General features: G+C 44.6%; 15 protein-coding genes. 11 read left to right on the forward strand and 4 right to left on the reverse strand.

The window, feature by feature from the left end; all coding sequences use genetic code 11:
- Nucleotides 1-259 precede the first annotated feature (259 nt).
- The 5 genes from J4N42_RS12310 (at nt 260) to J4N42_RS12330 (ending at nt 4,971) form a co-directional block, all read left to right on the forward strand.
- Entirely contained in the window at nt 260-1,651 is a 1,392-nt protein-coding gene (locus J4N42_RS12310) for a PhoH family protein (protein WP_252028329.1), read from the forward strand.
- Between the two features lie 118 nt (nt 1,652-1,769).
- Nucleotides 1,770-2,774: an ornithine carbamoyltransferase gene (locus tag J4N42_RS12315; protein WP_252028330.1), complete on the forward strand. Its 1,005-nt coding sequence runs from the start codon at nt 1,770-1,772 to the stop codon at nt 2,772-2,774.
- Nucleotides 2,775-3,038: 264 nt separating this feature from the next.
- Nucleotides 3,039-3,968: an aspartate carbamoyltransferase gene (gene pyrB / locus J4N42_RS12320; RefSeq protein ID WP_252028331.1), complete on the forward strand. Its 930-nt coding sequence runs from the start codon at nt 3,039-3,041 to the stop codon at nt 3,966-3,968.
- Between the two features lie 13 nt (nt 3,969-3,981).
- Nucleotides 3,982-4,443 (forward strand): aspartate carbamoyltransferase regulatory subunit, encoded by a 462-nt coding sequence (gene pyrI, locus J4N42_RS12325; RefSeq protein ID WP_252028332.1) that lies wholly within the window; start codon nt 3,982-3,984, stop codon nt 4,441-4,443.
- Nucleotides 4,444-4,581: 138 nt separating this feature from the next.
- Nucleotides 4,582-4,971, forward strand: coding sequence for a RidA family protein (locus J4N42_RS12330; protein ID WP_252028334.1), 390 nt, complete (start codon nt 4,582-4,584; stop codon nt 4,969-4,971).
- Nucleotides 4,972-5,037: 66 nt separating this feature from the next.
- Here the strand turns inward: J4N42_RS12330 and djlA are convergent, their stop codons facing one another.
- Entirely contained in the window at nt 5,038-5,895 is an 858-nt protein-coding gene (gene djlA / locus J4N42_RS12335) for a co-chaperone DjlA (RefSeq protein ID WP_252028336.1), read from the reverse strand.
- 146 nt (nt 5,896-6,041) lie between these two features.
- On the opposite strand from djlA, the gene lptD reads away from it, so the two are divergent.
- From lptD to apaH, 6 genes are all read left to right on the forward strand, one after another.
- Entirely contained in the window at nt 6,042-8,405 is a 2,364-nt protein-coding gene (gene lptD / locus J4N42_RS12340; protein WP_252028338.1) for an LPS assembly protein LptD, read from the forward strand.
- Nucleotides 8,406-8,484: 79 nt separating this feature from the next.
- Entirely contained in the window at nt 8,485-9,789 is a 1,305-nt protein-coding gene (gene surA, locus J4N42_RS12345) for a peptidylprolyl isomerase SurA (RefSeq protein WP_252028340.1), read from the forward strand.
- On the forward strand, nt 9,779-10,771 hold the full coding sequence (pdxA, locus tag J4N42_RS12350) for a 4-hydroxythreonine-4-phosphate dehydrogenase PdxA (RefSeq protein WP_252028342.1): 993 nt from the start codon (nt 9,779-9,781) through the stop codon (nt 10,769-10,771). The genes surA and pdxA overlap by 11 nt, the downstream gene beginning before the upstream one ends.
- A gap of 28 nt (nt 10,772-10,799) precedes the next feature.
- On the forward strand, nt 10,800-11,603 hold the full coding sequence (gene rsmA, locus J4N42_RS12355; protein ID WP_252028344.1) for a 16S rRNA (adenine(1518)-N(6)/adenine(1519)-N(6))-dimethyltransferase RsmA: 804 nt from the start codon (nt 10,800-10,802) through the stop codon (nt 11,601-11,603).
- An 89-nt stretch (nt 11,604-11,692) separates the two neighbouring features.
- Nucleotides 11,693-12,073 (forward strand): Co2+/Mg2+ efflux facilitator ApaG/CorD, encoded by a 381-nt coding sequence (gene apaG, locus J4N42_RS12360; RefSeq protein WP_252028345.1) that lies wholly within the window; start codon nt 11,693-11,695, stop codon nt 12,071-12,073.
- 28 nt (nt 12,074-12,101) lie between these two features.
- Nucleotides 12,102-12,914, forward strand: coding sequence for a bis(5'-nucleosyl)-tetraphosphatase (symmetrical) ApaH (apaH, locus tag J4N42_RS12365; protein WP_252028347.1), 813 nt, complete (start codon nt 12,102-12,104; stop codon nt 12,912-12,914).
- Nucleotides 12,915-12,989: 75 nt separating this feature from the next.
- Here the strand turns inward: apaH and folA are convergent, their stop codons facing one another.
- The 3 genes from folA to J4N42_RS12380 form a co-directional block, all read right to left on the reverse strand.
- Complete coding sequence (folA, locus tag J4N42_RS12370; protein ID WP_252028349.1) at nt 12,990-13,469, reverse strand: type 3 dihydrofolate reductase; 480 nt, start codon at nt 13,467-13,469, stop codon at nt 12,990-12,992.
- 73 nt (nt 13,470-13,542) lie between these two features.
- Nucleotides 13,543-14,019 (reverse strand): threonine/serine exporter family protein, encoded by a 477-nt coding sequence (locus J4N42_RS12375; protein ID WP_252028351.1) that lies wholly within the window; start codon nt 14,017-14,019, stop codon nt 13,543-13,545.
- 2 nt (nt 14,020-14,021) lie between these two features.
- Nucleotides 14,022-14,786, reverse strand: coding sequence for a threonine/serine exporter family protein (locus J4N42_RS12380; protein WP_252028353.1), 765 nt, complete (start codon nt 14,784-14,786; stop codon nt 14,022-14,024).
- Nucleotides 14,787-14,888: the final 102 nt, after the last annotated feature.

Raw genomic sequence — 14,888 nt, forward strand, 5'->3', positions numbered from 1 at the left:
AGTTTTGAGTGTTGCTATACTCAGCAATGAATAGGCATCTTTGAGAGCGTCAATTAAACGTCTGTGGCACAAAGCATGCATTATTTTAGGTATAGATGATGATCAACACGGGTTTGCAGTATGTAGTTAAGAGCTACTTACAAGGCACTGCCTAGATAGCTCAACTACCTCTTCTGCAAGCAAATCCGTTCTTTACTCAGTTAAAGACTGAAAGCTAAAGAATTTGCTAAGCAAGCCGCCTCGCGGCAAGGAGACGCTTATGGGTGACACCGATCGGAAACTGTTTGTACTTGATACCAACATCCTTCTACACGAACCTTTCGCCATTTTTTCCTTTCAAGAGCATGATGTGGTCATCCCGATGACCGTCCTTGAAGAACTCGACCGAATCAAAGACAGTAAACGAGATGTTGCGCGAGACGCACGCGTTGCTATTCGTGCTCTAGAAGATCTTTTCCGTGACGCAACCCCTGATGAAATTTCAGAAGGGATTCCATTTACCAAAGACAGCAATTCAAAAAATAGCAGTACCACTGGCACGATTTCCATACTGGCCGACTTTGAGCTGCAGGAGACGGTGAAAGCATTTGCAGACAAAGCTGGCGACAACCGAATTCTCAATGCTGTTTTATATCTACAGAACAAACGTGCACCACGAGAAGTCATTTTAATCACCAAAGACATCAATATGCGTCTGCGCGCCAAAGGGGCTGGTGTTCGATTCGTCGAAGATTATCGTACCGACCAACTGATTGATGACGTTCAGTACCTAACCAAGGGCTTCCAGCAACGAGAAGGGGATTTTTGGAACAGTATTGAACAAGTTGAAAGCAAAACCTTAGGCGGAAAAACCTTCCATACGCTCAGCCGAGAACCTTTTGAACCAACTTTTATCAACCAGTATGTGATTGATGAAGAGAGTGACTTCGCCGCTCGCGTGGAAGAAATCAACCCAGACAGCATTATGCTGCGTGATTTAAGCCGTGAGCGAATGATGCATCGACGCGCTTGGGACATTACGCCGAAAAATATCTATCAAGGAATGGCGATGGATGCCCTACTGGATCCCGACATTGACTTGGTGATCCTCACCGGTGCTGCAGGTAGCGGTAAAACACTGCTGGCAATGGCAGCGGCTTTAGAGCAGACCATCGAACACAGCATGTTCGATAAAATCATAGTGACACGAAATACCCCCGACATCGGTGAATCGATTGGTTTCTTACCTGGTACCGAAGAAGAGAAAATGCTGCCATGGCTCGCGGCAGTCACCGACACTTTAGAAGCACTGCACAAGAACGATCACTGTACGGAAGGGTCTTTGAAGTACATTTGCGACAAAGCCAATATCCAGTTCAAATCCATTAACTTCATGCGTGGACGCTCAATTCAAAACGCTTTTGTCTTACTCGATGAGTGTCAAAACTTAACCGCTTCACAAATCAAAACCATCATTACTCGATGTGGTGAAGGCACTAAGATTGTCTGCTCTGGTAACTTAGCGCAAATCGACTCGCACTACCTGACTCCTGTCACATCAGGTTTGACCTATATGGTAGAGCGATTCAAAAACTTTGAAGGCAGTGCCAATATCCACCTAAATGGAGTGGTGCGAAGTCGCTTGGCTGAATTTGCTGAAGAGAATTTATAATCACTATTGCCGAGATATAATTCATATCTCGGCATTTATCTGAAATAATTATTCACAAACAATACTTAAATATGTTTAACTAACTCCATATCACGAATGAACATTCAAGGACTGGAGTATGGCCTTTAATCTACGTAACAGAAACTTCCTCAAACTACTTGATTTCACTCCAAAAGAGATCCAGTTTTTACTCGACCTATCTGCAGACCTGAAAAAAGCAAAATATGCAGGTACAGAGCAGAAGAAGTTGGTAGGTAAAAACATCGCCCTTATCTTTGAAAAAGCGTCCACTCGTACCCGGTGTGCATTTGAAGTCGCCGCTTTTGATCAAGGTGCACAAGTTTCTTACATTGGTCCGTCCGGCTCACAAATTGGGGCGAAAGAGTCAATGAAGGACACCGCCCGTGTCCTTGGAAGAATGTACGATGGCATCGAATACCGCGGTTTTGGTCAAGAGATCGTTGAAGAACTCGGTGAACATGCTGGCGTGCCAGTCTGGAATGGTTTAACTAATGAGTTCCACCCGACTCAGATTTTGGCCGATTTCCTCACTATGTTGGAACACGGCAGAGGAAAACAGCTACACCAAATCACCTTTGCCTATCTTGGTGATGCCCGTAACAATATGGGGAATTCATTGCTGGTTGGTGCCGCCAAAATGGGGATGGATATCCGCTTAGTTGCGCCAAAGGCATTTTGGCCGGAACAAAACTTGGTTGAGACCTGCCAAACAATCGCACAGCAAACCGGTGCAAAAATCACTCTTACAGAAAACGTAGAGGAAGGTGTGAAAGGCTGCGATTACTTGTATACCGATGTATGGGTATCCATGGGGGAAGCGCCCGAAGCATGGGATGAACGCGTCGCATTGATGACGCCTTACCAAGTCAACATGGATACACTTAAGAAAACAGGTAACCCTCAAGTCAAATTCATGCATTGCTTACCCGCTTTCCACGATGCCGAAACGACTATCGGAAAGCAAGTCGCAGAAAAATACGGTATGACCGGGTTAGAAGTGACTGACGAAGTGTTTGAGTCTGAACACTCAATTGTATTCGACGAAGCAGAAAACCGTATGCACACAATAAAAGCGGTTATGGTCGCCACACTAGGGCAGTAATCCGTCTTAATTGCACAGATTAAAAGCTTGATGTAATCGCTTGCGCTCACAAAAGTTAAGCGTATAATGCTCGGCAATTTGTCTGAGGGTTATGAAATGGCATTACGCATTGCACACTCTAAAATGCGACTTTCTCACACTAAGCAAACGCTGAATAAGCACTGCTTACTGGCTGCCACTTTTTGTAACTTTTTCAATTTTTAAAGCCTCCCTTATTGGGGGGCTTTTTTATTGCATTACGTAAATTAGATAGGGAAGAAGAATATGGCTAATTCGCTTTATCAAAAGCACATCATCTCTATTCCAGAGCTCTCACGCGACGAGCTGGAACTGATTGTCGATACCGCTGGGCAACTCAAAGCGCAACCAAACCCAGAGCTGATTAAAAACAAAGTGATTGCGAGCTGCTTCTTCGAGCCGTCGACTCGAACTCGCCTATCGTTTGAAACGGCAATTCAACGTATTGGTGGCGATGTCATAGGTTTCGATAGCGGTGGCAACACATCTCTGGCTAAGAAAGGGGAAACACTAGCGGATTCAGTCCAAGTTATCTCTTCTTACGTTGATGCTTTCGTGATGCGCCACCCACAAGAAGGCGCGGCTCGTTTAGCTTCAGAGTTTTCAAATGGTGTTCCGGTAATTAACGCTGGTGACGGTGCTAACCAACATCCTACCCAAACGTTACTTGACCTGTTTTCTATCGCCGAAACTCAAGGTCGTTTAGACAACCTGAACGTCGCGTTTGTTGGTGACTTGAAATATGGCCGCACGGTTCACTCTTTGACTCAGGCTCTGGCGAAATTCGACAATGTTCGCTTTTTCTTTATCGCCCCTGAAGCACTGGCTATGCCAGATTACATTCTAGAAGAGCTTGATGAAGCCGGTATTGAGTACAGCCTTCATACCGATATGGAAACTGTGATTCCAGAGCTAGATGTTCTGTATATGACTCGTGTTCAAAAAGAACGCTTTGATGAATCAGAATACGCTCACATTAAGTCTGCGTATATTTTGACAGCAGCTCTACTGGAAGGGGCAAGAAGCAATCTTAAAGTGCTTCATCCACTACCACGTGTTGATGAAATCACCACCGATGTCGATAAAACACCTCACGCATATTACTTCGAGCAAGCTGAGAACGGGGTCTATGCTCGCAAAGCACTACTTGCACTCGTGCTAAATGAATCACTGTAAGGGAGAGATGGACATGAACAAAGAAACCCAATTACAAGTTGAAGCGATTAAAAATGGCACAGTGATCGACCATATCCCAGCGCATGTGGGGATTAAAGTGCTTAAACTATTTGATATGCATAACTCGCATCAAAGGGTCACTGTAGGATTAAACCTTCCCTCTTCTGCTCTGGGCGCCAAAGACCTGCTTAAGATTGAAAATGTGTTCATCAATGAAGAGCAAGCCAACAAGTTGGCCTTATATGCACCACATGCGACCGTTAACCAAATTGAAGAATATCATGTCGTTAAAAAGCTGGCGTTGGAACTTCCAGAGCAGATCAATGATGTATTTGAATGTCCAAACAGCAACTGCATTACCCACAATGAACCGGTAGAAAGTAGCTTCAAGGTATTCGAAAAGAAAGAAGATATCCGTTTGAAATGTAAGTACTGCGAAAAAGTCTTCTCACGTGAGATTGTGACAGAACGTTAGAGCACCGAGAACTAAGATTAGGAATAATCTTAAATAATTCAATACCTCGCTATGCGGGGTATTTTGCTCTTTACCTCTTGGGTATTTGTCGGCACACTGAGTGCCTGATTTTCCCCTATAACTAGATGGAACATAACAATGACTAAAGTACTTCACACAGACTCAGCGCCTGCTGCTATCGGCCCTTACATCCAAGGTGTAGACCTAGGCAATATGGTTCTTACATCAGGCCAAATTCCTGTAGACCCAGCAACAGGTGAAGTATCAGAAGACATCGCCGAGCAAGCACGTCAATCTCTCGATAACGTAAAAGCCGTTGTAGAGGCGTCTGGCCTAACCGTTTCTGACATTGTAAAGATGACGGTATTCGTAAAGGATCTAAACGATTTTGGTACAGTAAACGAAGTGTATGGTAAGTTTTTTGACGAGCACAATGTTGCTCATTACCCTGCTCGCTCATGTGTAGAAGTGGCTCGTTTACCGAAAGATGTCGGTATCGAAATTGAAGCGATTGCTGTTCGTAAATAGCACTCCAATTAGATAAAAAAGGCGAGCTAGAGCTCGCCTTTTTTGAGGTTATTACCACAGCATTTTTTATTTAAATCCTTTGACCTTTTTAATCAGATCGTAAGCGTTTTGGATTTCCTGCGATTTTTCTTTTGCAACATTCATCATTTCTGGTGGCAAGCCTTTCGCCATCAGCTTATCGGGGTGATGCTCGTTCATCAGCTTGCGATACGCACGCTTGATTTCTTTACTCTCCGCACTGTCACTTACACCTAACACATCGTAAGCATCTGCTAAATGATCGGTTTGACTTGCTTGTTGCCAGCTGCCAGATTGCTGATGCCCGCCTCCAGCCTGACCACCAAATCCACCACCTTGCTGGAAACGAAATGCTGCTTCTTGCATTCTTAGTCTGCGTTCCAGTTGGTCTGAAGAAAAGCCTAAACCGCGGGCAATCTTATGTAATACATTACGCTCACTTGGGTGAACATCTCCATCTGCAAACGCAGCGGAAATTTGTAGTTCAAGGAAGAACTGCATCAAGTCAAAGCGCCCACCAGATGAAATGCGAACACGCTCCAATACCTCTTCTAAAGGAAAACCTGAATCTTTACCTTCGCGAAATGCATCTTGCGCCGCCTTACGTTGCGCTCCATGCAGATTCATTCGCTCCATCATAGTGGTAGCAAGTTGAATCTCCTGCTGGGTCACCTGCCCTTTTGCCTTAGCAACATGCCCCATGACGGCAAAGGCGGCTTTAAAAAATTCTTCTTGTCGCTCAGCCTGGCTAGGGCCACTACCAAAGCCACTGGTTTTGAACCCTGCCTGATTTAAACGGCGTGCTTTATCAAATTGGTGGCCTAGGAATAAACCGAATACTGCCCCAAGAGGTCCCCCAAATAAGAATCCAAAAAAAGCGCCAAGAATTTTGCCAAAAATATGCATTATGTGCTCTCAATCTGTGAATTTTTTAGTCGTTAAGCGGTCTGATAGTGCCGGAAGCCAGAAATTCCTTTATGATAACAGTCGTTATATTCACATTCGGTCTCCATTCACCGGATAAATCAAGTTAAACAGGATAGTACAACTCGATGTCACGTTTTTCCCGCACTTTGCTTGCTGCTTCAATCAGTGCTGCTCTTTTTGTGCCTCAGACTCAAGCTGAAGACGTATTAGATGACACTCTATCAGACGATAGTGTGCAGGAACTGCCTGCTATAGATCAATGTTTGATCCACGAACCAGAAGCAGAAAATGCCAACGAACTGCCAATCAATGTCGAAGCAGACTCCTTGGAAGCCATCAACGGTGACCGAGCAACGTACACCGGTAACGTTGTCGTCGTGCAAGGTAAAAAACGCATCAAAGCGGACACTGTTACTCTTCATCAACAGGACAATGTGGTCGTCGCAGAAGGCAACGTCAACATGAGTGATGGCGAAATCAAAACGATTTCCAATAAAGCCACTAACCATCTTGATACTGACTTTATGTCGATGGAAGACACTGAATATAACTTTTTGTGTGAGCCTGGCCGTGGTGAAGCGGTTTATATTGCTAAAACAGGCAAAGCCGTTTACGAGATCGAAGACGGTTCAATTACATCATGTCCTATCGGTGATAACGCTTGGCGCATGAAAGCCTCAAGCATCAGCGTCGATCAAGATGAAGAACTCGCAACATTTTACAATCCGCGTTTTGAGATCCTAGACGTCCCTGTATTCTATCTACCTTGGCTATCTGTTCCTATTGGGGACACTCGTAAAACCGGTTTCCTCTACCCTACAGTGTCTTACGGCTCTAGTGACGGATTTGAGATGGAGGTGCCTATTTATTGGAACCTAGCACCGAACTATGATCTCGAAACCACATTTAAATATATGCAGGAACGTGGCACTCAAGTCGATAGTGAGTTCCGTTACCTGTCCAACTTTGGCTCTGGTAGCATCAAATCTGAATATTTAGCCGATGATAAAAAATACCCTGAATACGGCGACCGTTGGGGTTTTCAATACCAACACAACGGGATATTCAAAGGAGCTTGGAAGTTTGAGGTCGACTACTCAAAAGTCAGTGATATTCGCTATTTCTCTGACCTAGACTCGAATATCGGTAATCGTGAAGATGGCCAGTTACTCCAAGAAGGACAAGTTACTTATCGCTCAAAGAGCTGGGATACTTCGTTACTAGTTCGTGATTTTCAGGTCCTATCGGAAAAGAGTTTTCCTTACCGTCTAATGCCGCAGCTAGAATATAACTACTATGCCCCAGAGTTGATGCGCCATCTTGATTTTGACCTCACCAGTCATATATCGCGCTTCGAGACTGATGACGAAACTAAACCTTCTGCTACCCGTGTTCATATTGAGCCTGGGTTAACGGTTCCCTTAGCGAACACATGGGGAACATGGACCACCGAAGCTAGAGTGCTCGGTACTTATTACCAGCAAGACCTCGATGGAATAGACCTAAACTCTTCAAGTTACGACGATTTAAACTTACAGGAATCAGTTACTCGCGTTATCCCTGAGTTTAGAAGCCACGCTGGTGTTGTTTTAGAACGAGACACAACTTGGTTCGATGGCTACACTCAAACTTTAGAACCTCAGGTTCAATACCTATACGTTCCAGAAGAAGACCAGAGTGATATCTACTTTTATGATACAACAGTGCTTCAAACGGATTACTACGGATTATTCCGTAGCCGCAAGTACAGCGGAGTCGATAGAATCGCCGCAGCGAATCAGTTCAGTTACGGCGCTTCTTCACGCTTCTTTGATGACGGCTATAAAGAAAGGCTGAATATCTCTTTTGGTCAGATCATCTACTTAGATACCTCTAACCGAGTCGATAGTAGTATCGATGCTCCGTCGAACTATTCTGCTTGGGCTGTAGAGATGGATTTCAACTATGACGACTCTTGGTTCTACCATGGTGGTATTCAGTACGACATTGATTCGAGTGAAGTACAACTAGCGAACAGCACTTTAGAATATCGATTTAGTGGCGGCTATTTACAAACTAACTACCGCTATGTAGGTCAAGATTATATTGAAGATACTCTCGGCTATTCCCCAGATGAGCTTCAAAACATAACGGAGTCGGGCATTTCACAGTTGGGGCTATTAGGCGCATACAAAATCACTTCAAAGTGGAGTACCAGCGCTCAATACTTTTATGATTTAACTACACAAGAAGAACTTGAGTGGTTGGCTAGTCTAAATTACCGTTCTGATTGCTGGTATATAGGATTTACCTACAGCAACCAACTTAGAAGCTGGGACGACTCTTTCGCCAATTACCCTAATGCCACCCCTGTCTACGAAAGTAACCTAAGTGTTAACTTTGGTATCATTGGTTTTGGTACCTCTATAGGTTCAGACTCAGGAGCTACAGGAGTGAGCAGCGCTGGTAACGCACTCGGCTATGGCCGCCCATTCTTCTTAAACAACTAGCTGATAGTCAAAGCTAATATCTAAAACGATTTACTGAAAGACCAGTGTAATTACTGGTCTGAGATTAACAGGACAAATAATGAAACTGTGGACTAAGACTCTACTCAGCGCTATTACTGCACTCAGCACATTTTCACTAATGGCGGAGCCTGTCGAGCTGGATAAAGTAGCCGTGATCGTCAATGAAGGCGTCATCCTTCAAAGTGATATCGATACGGCATACAAAACCCTAAAGGCCAATGCCAAAGACAACGGCCAAGCGCTTCCTGAAGAAGATGTTCTACGTGAACAAGTTTTGGAGAAGCTGATTATCGATACCATTCAGCAACAAGAAGCAGAGCGTATCGGTGTACGTATCGACGATAACCGCCTTAACGACGCGATTGCCGAGATAGCAGAAAACAATAAGCAAACTATAGAGCAGTTGACCGCTTCAGTGGCAGCTGAAGGCTTAACGTATTCTGCTTTTCGTGAACAAGTAAGAAAAGAGATCGCAGCAAGTGAAGCTCGCAATGCGCTCGTTCGTCGTCGCATTAATATTTTGCCTGCCGAAGTTGATAACTTAGCAGATATTTTAGCGCAAGAAACCAATGCCACGGTTCAGTACAAAGTGGGCCATATTCAACTTCGTTTCAACGACACTCAAGATAAATCAGAAGTTGAAGCGCAAGCCAAAGAGTTAGTGGAAAAACTTAACAACGGCGCTGATTTCAGCACTATGGCTTACTCCTATTCGAAAGGCCCAAAAGCACTACAAGGTGGTGATTGGGGTTGGATGCGCAAAGAAGAGATGCCTACCATCTTTGCCGACCAAATTAAGCTGCAAAACAAAGGCAGTATTATTGGCCCATTTAGAAGTGGTGTCGGCTTCCACATCCTAAAAATTGAAGATGTGAAAGGCTTAGAAACTGTTGCAGTAACAGAGGTCAATGCTCGTCACATCTTGATTAAGCCTACCGTTATTCTGAGTGACGAAGGCGCTCAGAGCCAATTGAAAGAATACACCCGCCGTATTAATGCCGGTGAAGCAACGTTTGCGGAGCTAGCTCAGCAACATAGCCAAGACCCTGGCTCAGCAGCTCAAGACGGTGAGCTAGGCTACCAAACGCCAGATCTCTATGTACCAGAGTTCAAACATCAAGTTGAGACTCTGCCACTAGGCCAAATCAGTGAACCATTTAAAACCGTTCACGGCTGGCATATCGTTGAGGTTCTCGATAGACGCGAAGTAGACCGTACCGATTCGGCTCTGAAGAACAAAGCTTACCGAATTCTATTTAACCGTAAATTCAACGAAGAAGCCGGAGCTTGGTTGCAAGAGATCAGAGCTAGCGCATTTGTTGAAGTTATCGAAACTGACGAAGGTGATCAAGATGGCAATTAAACGCATCGTCGTTACTGCCGGTGAACCTGCTGGAATTGGGCCAGACTTAGTGTTGGCTCAATCAGAGCATAATTGGCCTCACCAGTTAGTGGTGTGCGCCGACAAAAACTTATTGGCTGAACGAGCAAAAGTATTGGGTATCGAAGTCGAACTTATCGACTATAACTCAGATCTTCCTGCCGTCGCTCAGAAAGCAGGGTCGCTACTTGTTGATCATATTCCACTAGCGAAACCCGCTGTTGTCGGTAAGTTAGACGAAGGCAATGGCCACTATGTATTAAAAACACTAGAAAGAGCAGCTTTAGGCTGTATGAATGGTGAGTTTGATGCTATTGTCACCGGCCCTGTACATAAAGGGGTGATAAATAGAGCCGGCGTTGCTTTCAGCGGCCACACTGAGTTCTTTGCTGAAAAGTCCAATACACCTCTGGTTGTTATGATGTTAGCGACAGAAGGACTAAGAGTCGCTCTGGTCACCACGCACATTCCACTCGCTTATGTTTCTAAAGCAGTGACAGAAGAACGTTTGGAAAAAATTATCGACATCCTTCATACCGACTTGGTTGAGAAGTTTGCGATAGAGAAACCAACTATCTATGTGTGTGGACTTAACCCTCATGCAGGTGAAGATGGCTGCTTAGGTAGAGAAGAGATCGAGACCATCACTCCTACATTGGAAAAAATTCGTCAAGAAGCTGGCTATAATTTAGTTGGCCCGCTTCCAGCCGACACCATCTTTAATGAGAAATATCTGCAGGAAGCCGATGCCGTTTTAGGTATGTATCACGATCAAGTGTTACCAGTACTGAAATACAAAGGCTTTGGGCGCTCTGTCAATATTACTCTGGGTCTACCGTTTATTAGAACATCGGTCGATCACGGAACCGCGCTAGAACTCGCAGGAACGGGCCAAGCGGATACAGGGAGCTTTAAAACTGCACTTACTCATGCAATCGAGTTGGTTGATAAAAAATCCGATTAAATTGCAAAGCACTGAATTCGAGAAAACTATGAGAAATGATGTCCACTTAGGGCACAAAGCGCGTAAACGTTTTGGTCAAAACTTCCTAAACGATCCATATATTATTGATGGAATAGTCTCTTCCATTAACCCAAAGCCGGGGCAGAACCTTGTAGAGATTGGGCCTGGTTTAGGCGCAATCACAGAGCCGGTTGGTAAAGAAGTCGACAAATTTACTGTTATCGAGCTAGACCGTGACCTTGCAGAACGACTGCGTAATCACCCAGATCTTGCTGATAAGCTCACCATCCATGAAGGCGATGCGATGCGCTTCGACTTCACTCAACTGGTGAAGCCAAATAATAAACTGCGTATTTTTGGTAACTTACCATACAACATTTCAACACCGTTGATGTTCCACCTGTTCGAGTTCCATAAAGACATTCAAGATATGCACTTTATGCTACAAAAAGAGGTAGTAAACCGACTAGCAGCTGGACCAGGCAGCAAAGCCTATGGACGTCTTACTGTCATGGCACAGTACTACTGTAAAGTCGTACCGGTTCTTGAAGTTCCACCAACGGCATTCGTACCGCCGCCAAAGGTCGACTCTGCGGTAGTTCGCTTAGTACCATACGAAGACTTACCGCACCCAGCGACCAACTTAAAATGGCTAGATCGTGTTTGTCGAGAAGGTTTCAATCAGCGCCGTAAAACGGTTCGTAATTGCTATAAAGGGTTACTTTCAACCGAAGTACTGGAAGAGCTTGGCGTTAATCCAAGTATGCGCCCTGAAAACCTCACACTTGAACAGTTTGTTGCCATGGCCAATTGGCTGGATGCCAACCACTGATAGAATTTAAGTGTTATGTTTCAAGCCTCTAGCATTAATTTGCTAGAGGCTTTATATTTTAAGGACACTTCGTCTGTTTAGGAGTTCTCATGGATGTATCAACCCCTTGTATCAAGATCCAAGTGCACACCAAGTACATACCCGAGCAATCAGATCCGGATAAAAACCGCTACCTGTTCGCTTACATCATTACCATCAAAAACCTAAGTAACCAAAGCGTTCAACTGATGAGCCGCCGCTGGTTAATCACCGATGCAAACGGCAAACAAATGTCGATAGAGGGAGACGGCGTCGTTGGTCAACAACCTGTCATTCCCGCCAGTGACGAATATACCTACAGCAGTGGTACTGCAATTGAAACTCCCGTCGGCGTTATGCAGGGCCAATACATCATGCTAGATGAATCAAGTAAAGAATTCGTGACCGAAATTGAACCCTTTCGCCTCGCTATTCCGAATGTACTTAACTAATCCAACATAATTTTCCTTAGGAGAAGTCGTGGCTAACTATATTGTCGGTGATATTCAAGGCTGCTTTGATGAGCTCCAACTGCTCCTCCAAAAAGCCAATTTTAACAAACAAACAGACACGCTATGGTTAGCCGGCGATCTTGTTGCTCGTGGCCCAAAGTCATTAGAAACGCTACGCTTTGTTAAGCAATTAGGAAATTCAGCAAAAGTGGTACTTGGTAACCATGATTTGCATTTGATCGCGGTTTCTCTAGGAATACACAAAGTAAAGAGCAAAGACAAAACCGCAGCTATTTTTTCCGCTCCTGATAGTCAAGAGCTACTAGATTGGCTAAGGCTACAACCCCTGTTAGCTGAGCACGATGACTTTATCATGTGTCACGCAGGCATATCTCCTCAATGGAACTTATCCACTGCTCGCACAGCAGCTCAGGAAGTCGAGTCAATACTACAAGGTGAACATTGGCAGTGGTTAATTGAGCAAATGTATAGCAACCAGCCAGACAAATGGAGCGAAGAGCTAACAGGCATCCAACGATATCGCTATACCATTAATGCTTTTACCCGAATGAGGTTTTGTTTTAGTGACGGCAGGTTAGACATGGCGTGTAAGCTTCCCCCTGAGCAAATGAAAAACAATACACTCGCACCTTGGTTTGCTCTTAATGCTCGCCAACCGATTGAAAAGACGATTCTCTTCGGCCACTGGGCGGCTCTGGAAGGTTACAATGGCAGTGATGTTATTGGGCTCGATACCGGTTGCGTGTGGGGAGGACATCTCACTATGTTGAGGTGGGAAGACAAGACGTATTTTACTCAAGAAGCCCTCACTACCTCTTAAATAAACATACATAAGCCGCATAAAGAAACGGGGTTGAACGAGGCTTATTAGCCCAACTTCACCCCCATTTACACTTCATCGCTCTAATATAACAAAGTCCATATCGTAGGCATTTTTGTCATCTGCAGAGTAGCTTTCTCGGTGGGTCTCTTTCCAGTTTTCTCCCCAACTAGGGAACTGGGTATCTCCGTTAACTTGAAGATTGATATGCGTGAGATAAAGACGGTTTGCCTTAGGTAAACATGACTCGTAGATAGAGCCACCGCCAATAATCATCACTTCCTCCACTCCATCAACTAAGCTTAATGCCTGCTCAATCGACGTTGATGTTTCTACTCCATCAATTTTTAATTCAGGATCACGGCTGATAACAATATTCTTCCTACCAGGCAGGGGACGGCCAATTGAATCGTAAGTTTTACGCCCCATTACGACCGGCTTCCCCATTGTGCAACGCTTAAACCAAGCAAAATCTTCAGGCAGGTGCCATGGCATTTGATTGTCTTTACCAATGATACGGTTGTCTGCCATTGCAGCTATCATGCTGATGATCATCCATCAATCCTTTATCTTATGAGTCGAGTTTTCAACTGTTAAGCGATCCGCAGGTTAATAAACCAGCGTATGACTAAACAATTGGTTTGCGACGATAGAATAGCAGCCCTGGCATCGCCAATCCAACCGCTAAACCTGCGATAATGAACATGGCCTTTAAAAAGTTTTCCATCAAACTTGCTATCAATTCTGGAGCGTAACCTTGCTGATTGATCTCAACCATCGCTATCATAGCTTTGAATGCAAACACTCCAGGAACCATAGGAATGAGTGCAGCTACGGTAAACACCTTAGGGTGAGCCAAAAACTTATGCGACCAATGAACCCCAATCATGCCTACCAAGGTTGCAGCAAAAAACGTCGCCCACTCGATTGGAATTCCAAAGTGCATCATGACGTATCGACTTCCGTGTCCTATTGCCCCTCCCAAAGCGCAGTAACCCAGAGCTTTTTGAGGAACATTAAACACCAGCGCGAATCCTACCGCTGGAATAGCAGCAAAAAACATATCATTAACTAAGCCAACTAATAGAGGTGATATCGTCTCCATACCTAGCTCCACCCCCATACACCAATCACGCTCATCGCGGCGACAATTCCTAAAGATGTCGCTAGAGTGAGTAAGCTAGCCATAACAAAGCGAGCAATCCCCATATTGATATAGCCTTTGATCATATCGGCGACAGAATTGATGAGCGGGAAGCCAGGAACTAACATTAATACCGAAGACGCCATCGCTAATGACGGGTGATTGCCTATCGAAAATACAACAGCTTGTGCTGATATTATGGTCGTTACAAAAGCCGTAATAGAAAAATTTAATAGTGGATTGAAGTGTCGGTGCCCTATTTCTTGCCTTACCACCATGCCGACAGATGAGGCGATAAATGTCATGGTAAACACACCTAAGTCCCCTCCAGCCAGCCGGCTGAATGCCGCACATGACAACCCAATCATAAACACAACCAACCAGCGATTATAGCGTTCAGGGCTGATTTGATTGAGTTTGGTTTGTGCGAGGGAGTGATCAAGAATTCCTTTCTCCATCATGATACAGATCCGTTGGATCTGCGTGATCACTCTCATATTGATACCGCGATCTGGGCTACGACGAGCAGTGGTAATACAGTGATCTTGATATACCGTCGTCACAACCAATGAACTGGCTGATAATGAAAGCTCCACTTCATCCATTCCTGCAGCAAGTCCTATACGCCTAGAGATGTCGCCAACTAACGTACTTTCTGCGCCATGCGCTAATAACATTTGTCCTGATTGAGCAACTAATCGTGAAACTGCTCTCTGTTTTGATGCCATGATTCCTTCCATTCATCCAAATAACTTGGTTATTCTGCCCCAAGCGCTGGCCCCTCAATATGATTTAGATACAAAAAAACCGCAAATACCTGAGTATTTGCG

Source organism: Vibrio sp. SCSIO 43135 (genome assembly GCF_023716665.1).
Taxonomy (GTDB): Bacteria; Pseudomonadota; Gammaproteobacteria; order Enterobacterales; family Vibrionaceae; genus Vibrio; species Vibrio paucivorans.

What these genes read in the sequence shown, in the direction of transcription:
- J4N42_RS12310 (WP_252028329.1), top strand. Translation starts at nt 260, where the DNA reads ATGGGTGACACCGATCGGAAACTGTTTGTACTTGATACCAACATCCTT.
- J4N42_RS12315 (WP_252028330.1), top strand. Translation starts at nt 1,770, where the DNA reads ATGGCCTTTAATCTACGTAACAGAAACTTCCTCAAACTACTTGATTTC.
- pyrB (WP_252028331.1), top strand. Translation starts at nt 3,039, where the DNA reads ATGGCTAATTCGCTTTATCAAAAGCACATCATCTCTATTCCAGAGCTC.
- pyrI (WP_252028332.1), top strand. Translation starts at nt 3,982, where the DNA reads ATGAACAAAGAAACCCAATTACAAGTTGAAGCGATTAAAAATGGCACA.
- J4N42_RS12330 (WP_252028334.1), top strand. Translation starts at nt 4,582, where the DNA reads ATGACTAAAGTACTTCACACAGACTCAGCGCCTGCTGCTATCGGCCCT.
- djlA (WP_252028336.1), bottom strand. Translation starts at nt 5,895, where the DNA reads ATGCATATTTTTGGCAAAATTCTTGGCGCTTTTTTTGGATTCTTATTT.
- lptD (WP_252028338.1), top strand. Translation starts at nt 6,042, where the DNA reads ATGTCACGTTTTTCCCGCACTTTGCTTGCTGCTTCAATCAGTGCTGCT.
- surA (WP_252028340.1), top strand. Translation starts at nt 8,485, where the DNA reads ATGAAACTGTGGACTAAGACTCTACTCAGCGCTATTACTGCACTCAGC.
- pdxA (WP_252028342.1), top strand. Translation starts at nt 9,779, where the DNA reads ATGGCAATTAAACGCATCGTCGTTACTGCCGGTGAACCTGCTGGAATT.
- rsmA (WP_252028344.1), top strand. Translation starts at nt 10,800, where the DNA reads ATGAGAAATGATGTCCACTTAGGGCACAAAGCGCGTAAACGTTTTGGT.
- apaG (WP_252028345.1), top strand. Translation starts at nt 11,693, where the DNA reads ATGGATGTATCAACCCCTTGTATCAAGATCCAAGTGCACACCAAGTAC.
- folA (WP_252028349.1), bottom strand. Translation starts at nt 13,469, where the DNA reads ATGATCATCAGCATGATAGCTGCAATGGCAGACAACCGTATCATTGGT.
- J4N42_RS12375 (WP_252028351.1), bottom strand. Translation starts at nt 14,019, where the DNA reads ATGGAGACGATATCACCTCTATTAGTTGGCTTAGTTAATGATATGTTT.
- J4N42_RS12380 (WP_252028353.1), bottom strand. Translation starts at nt 14,786, where the DNA reads ATGGCATCAAAACAGAGAGCAGTTTCACGATTAGTTGCTCAATCAGGA.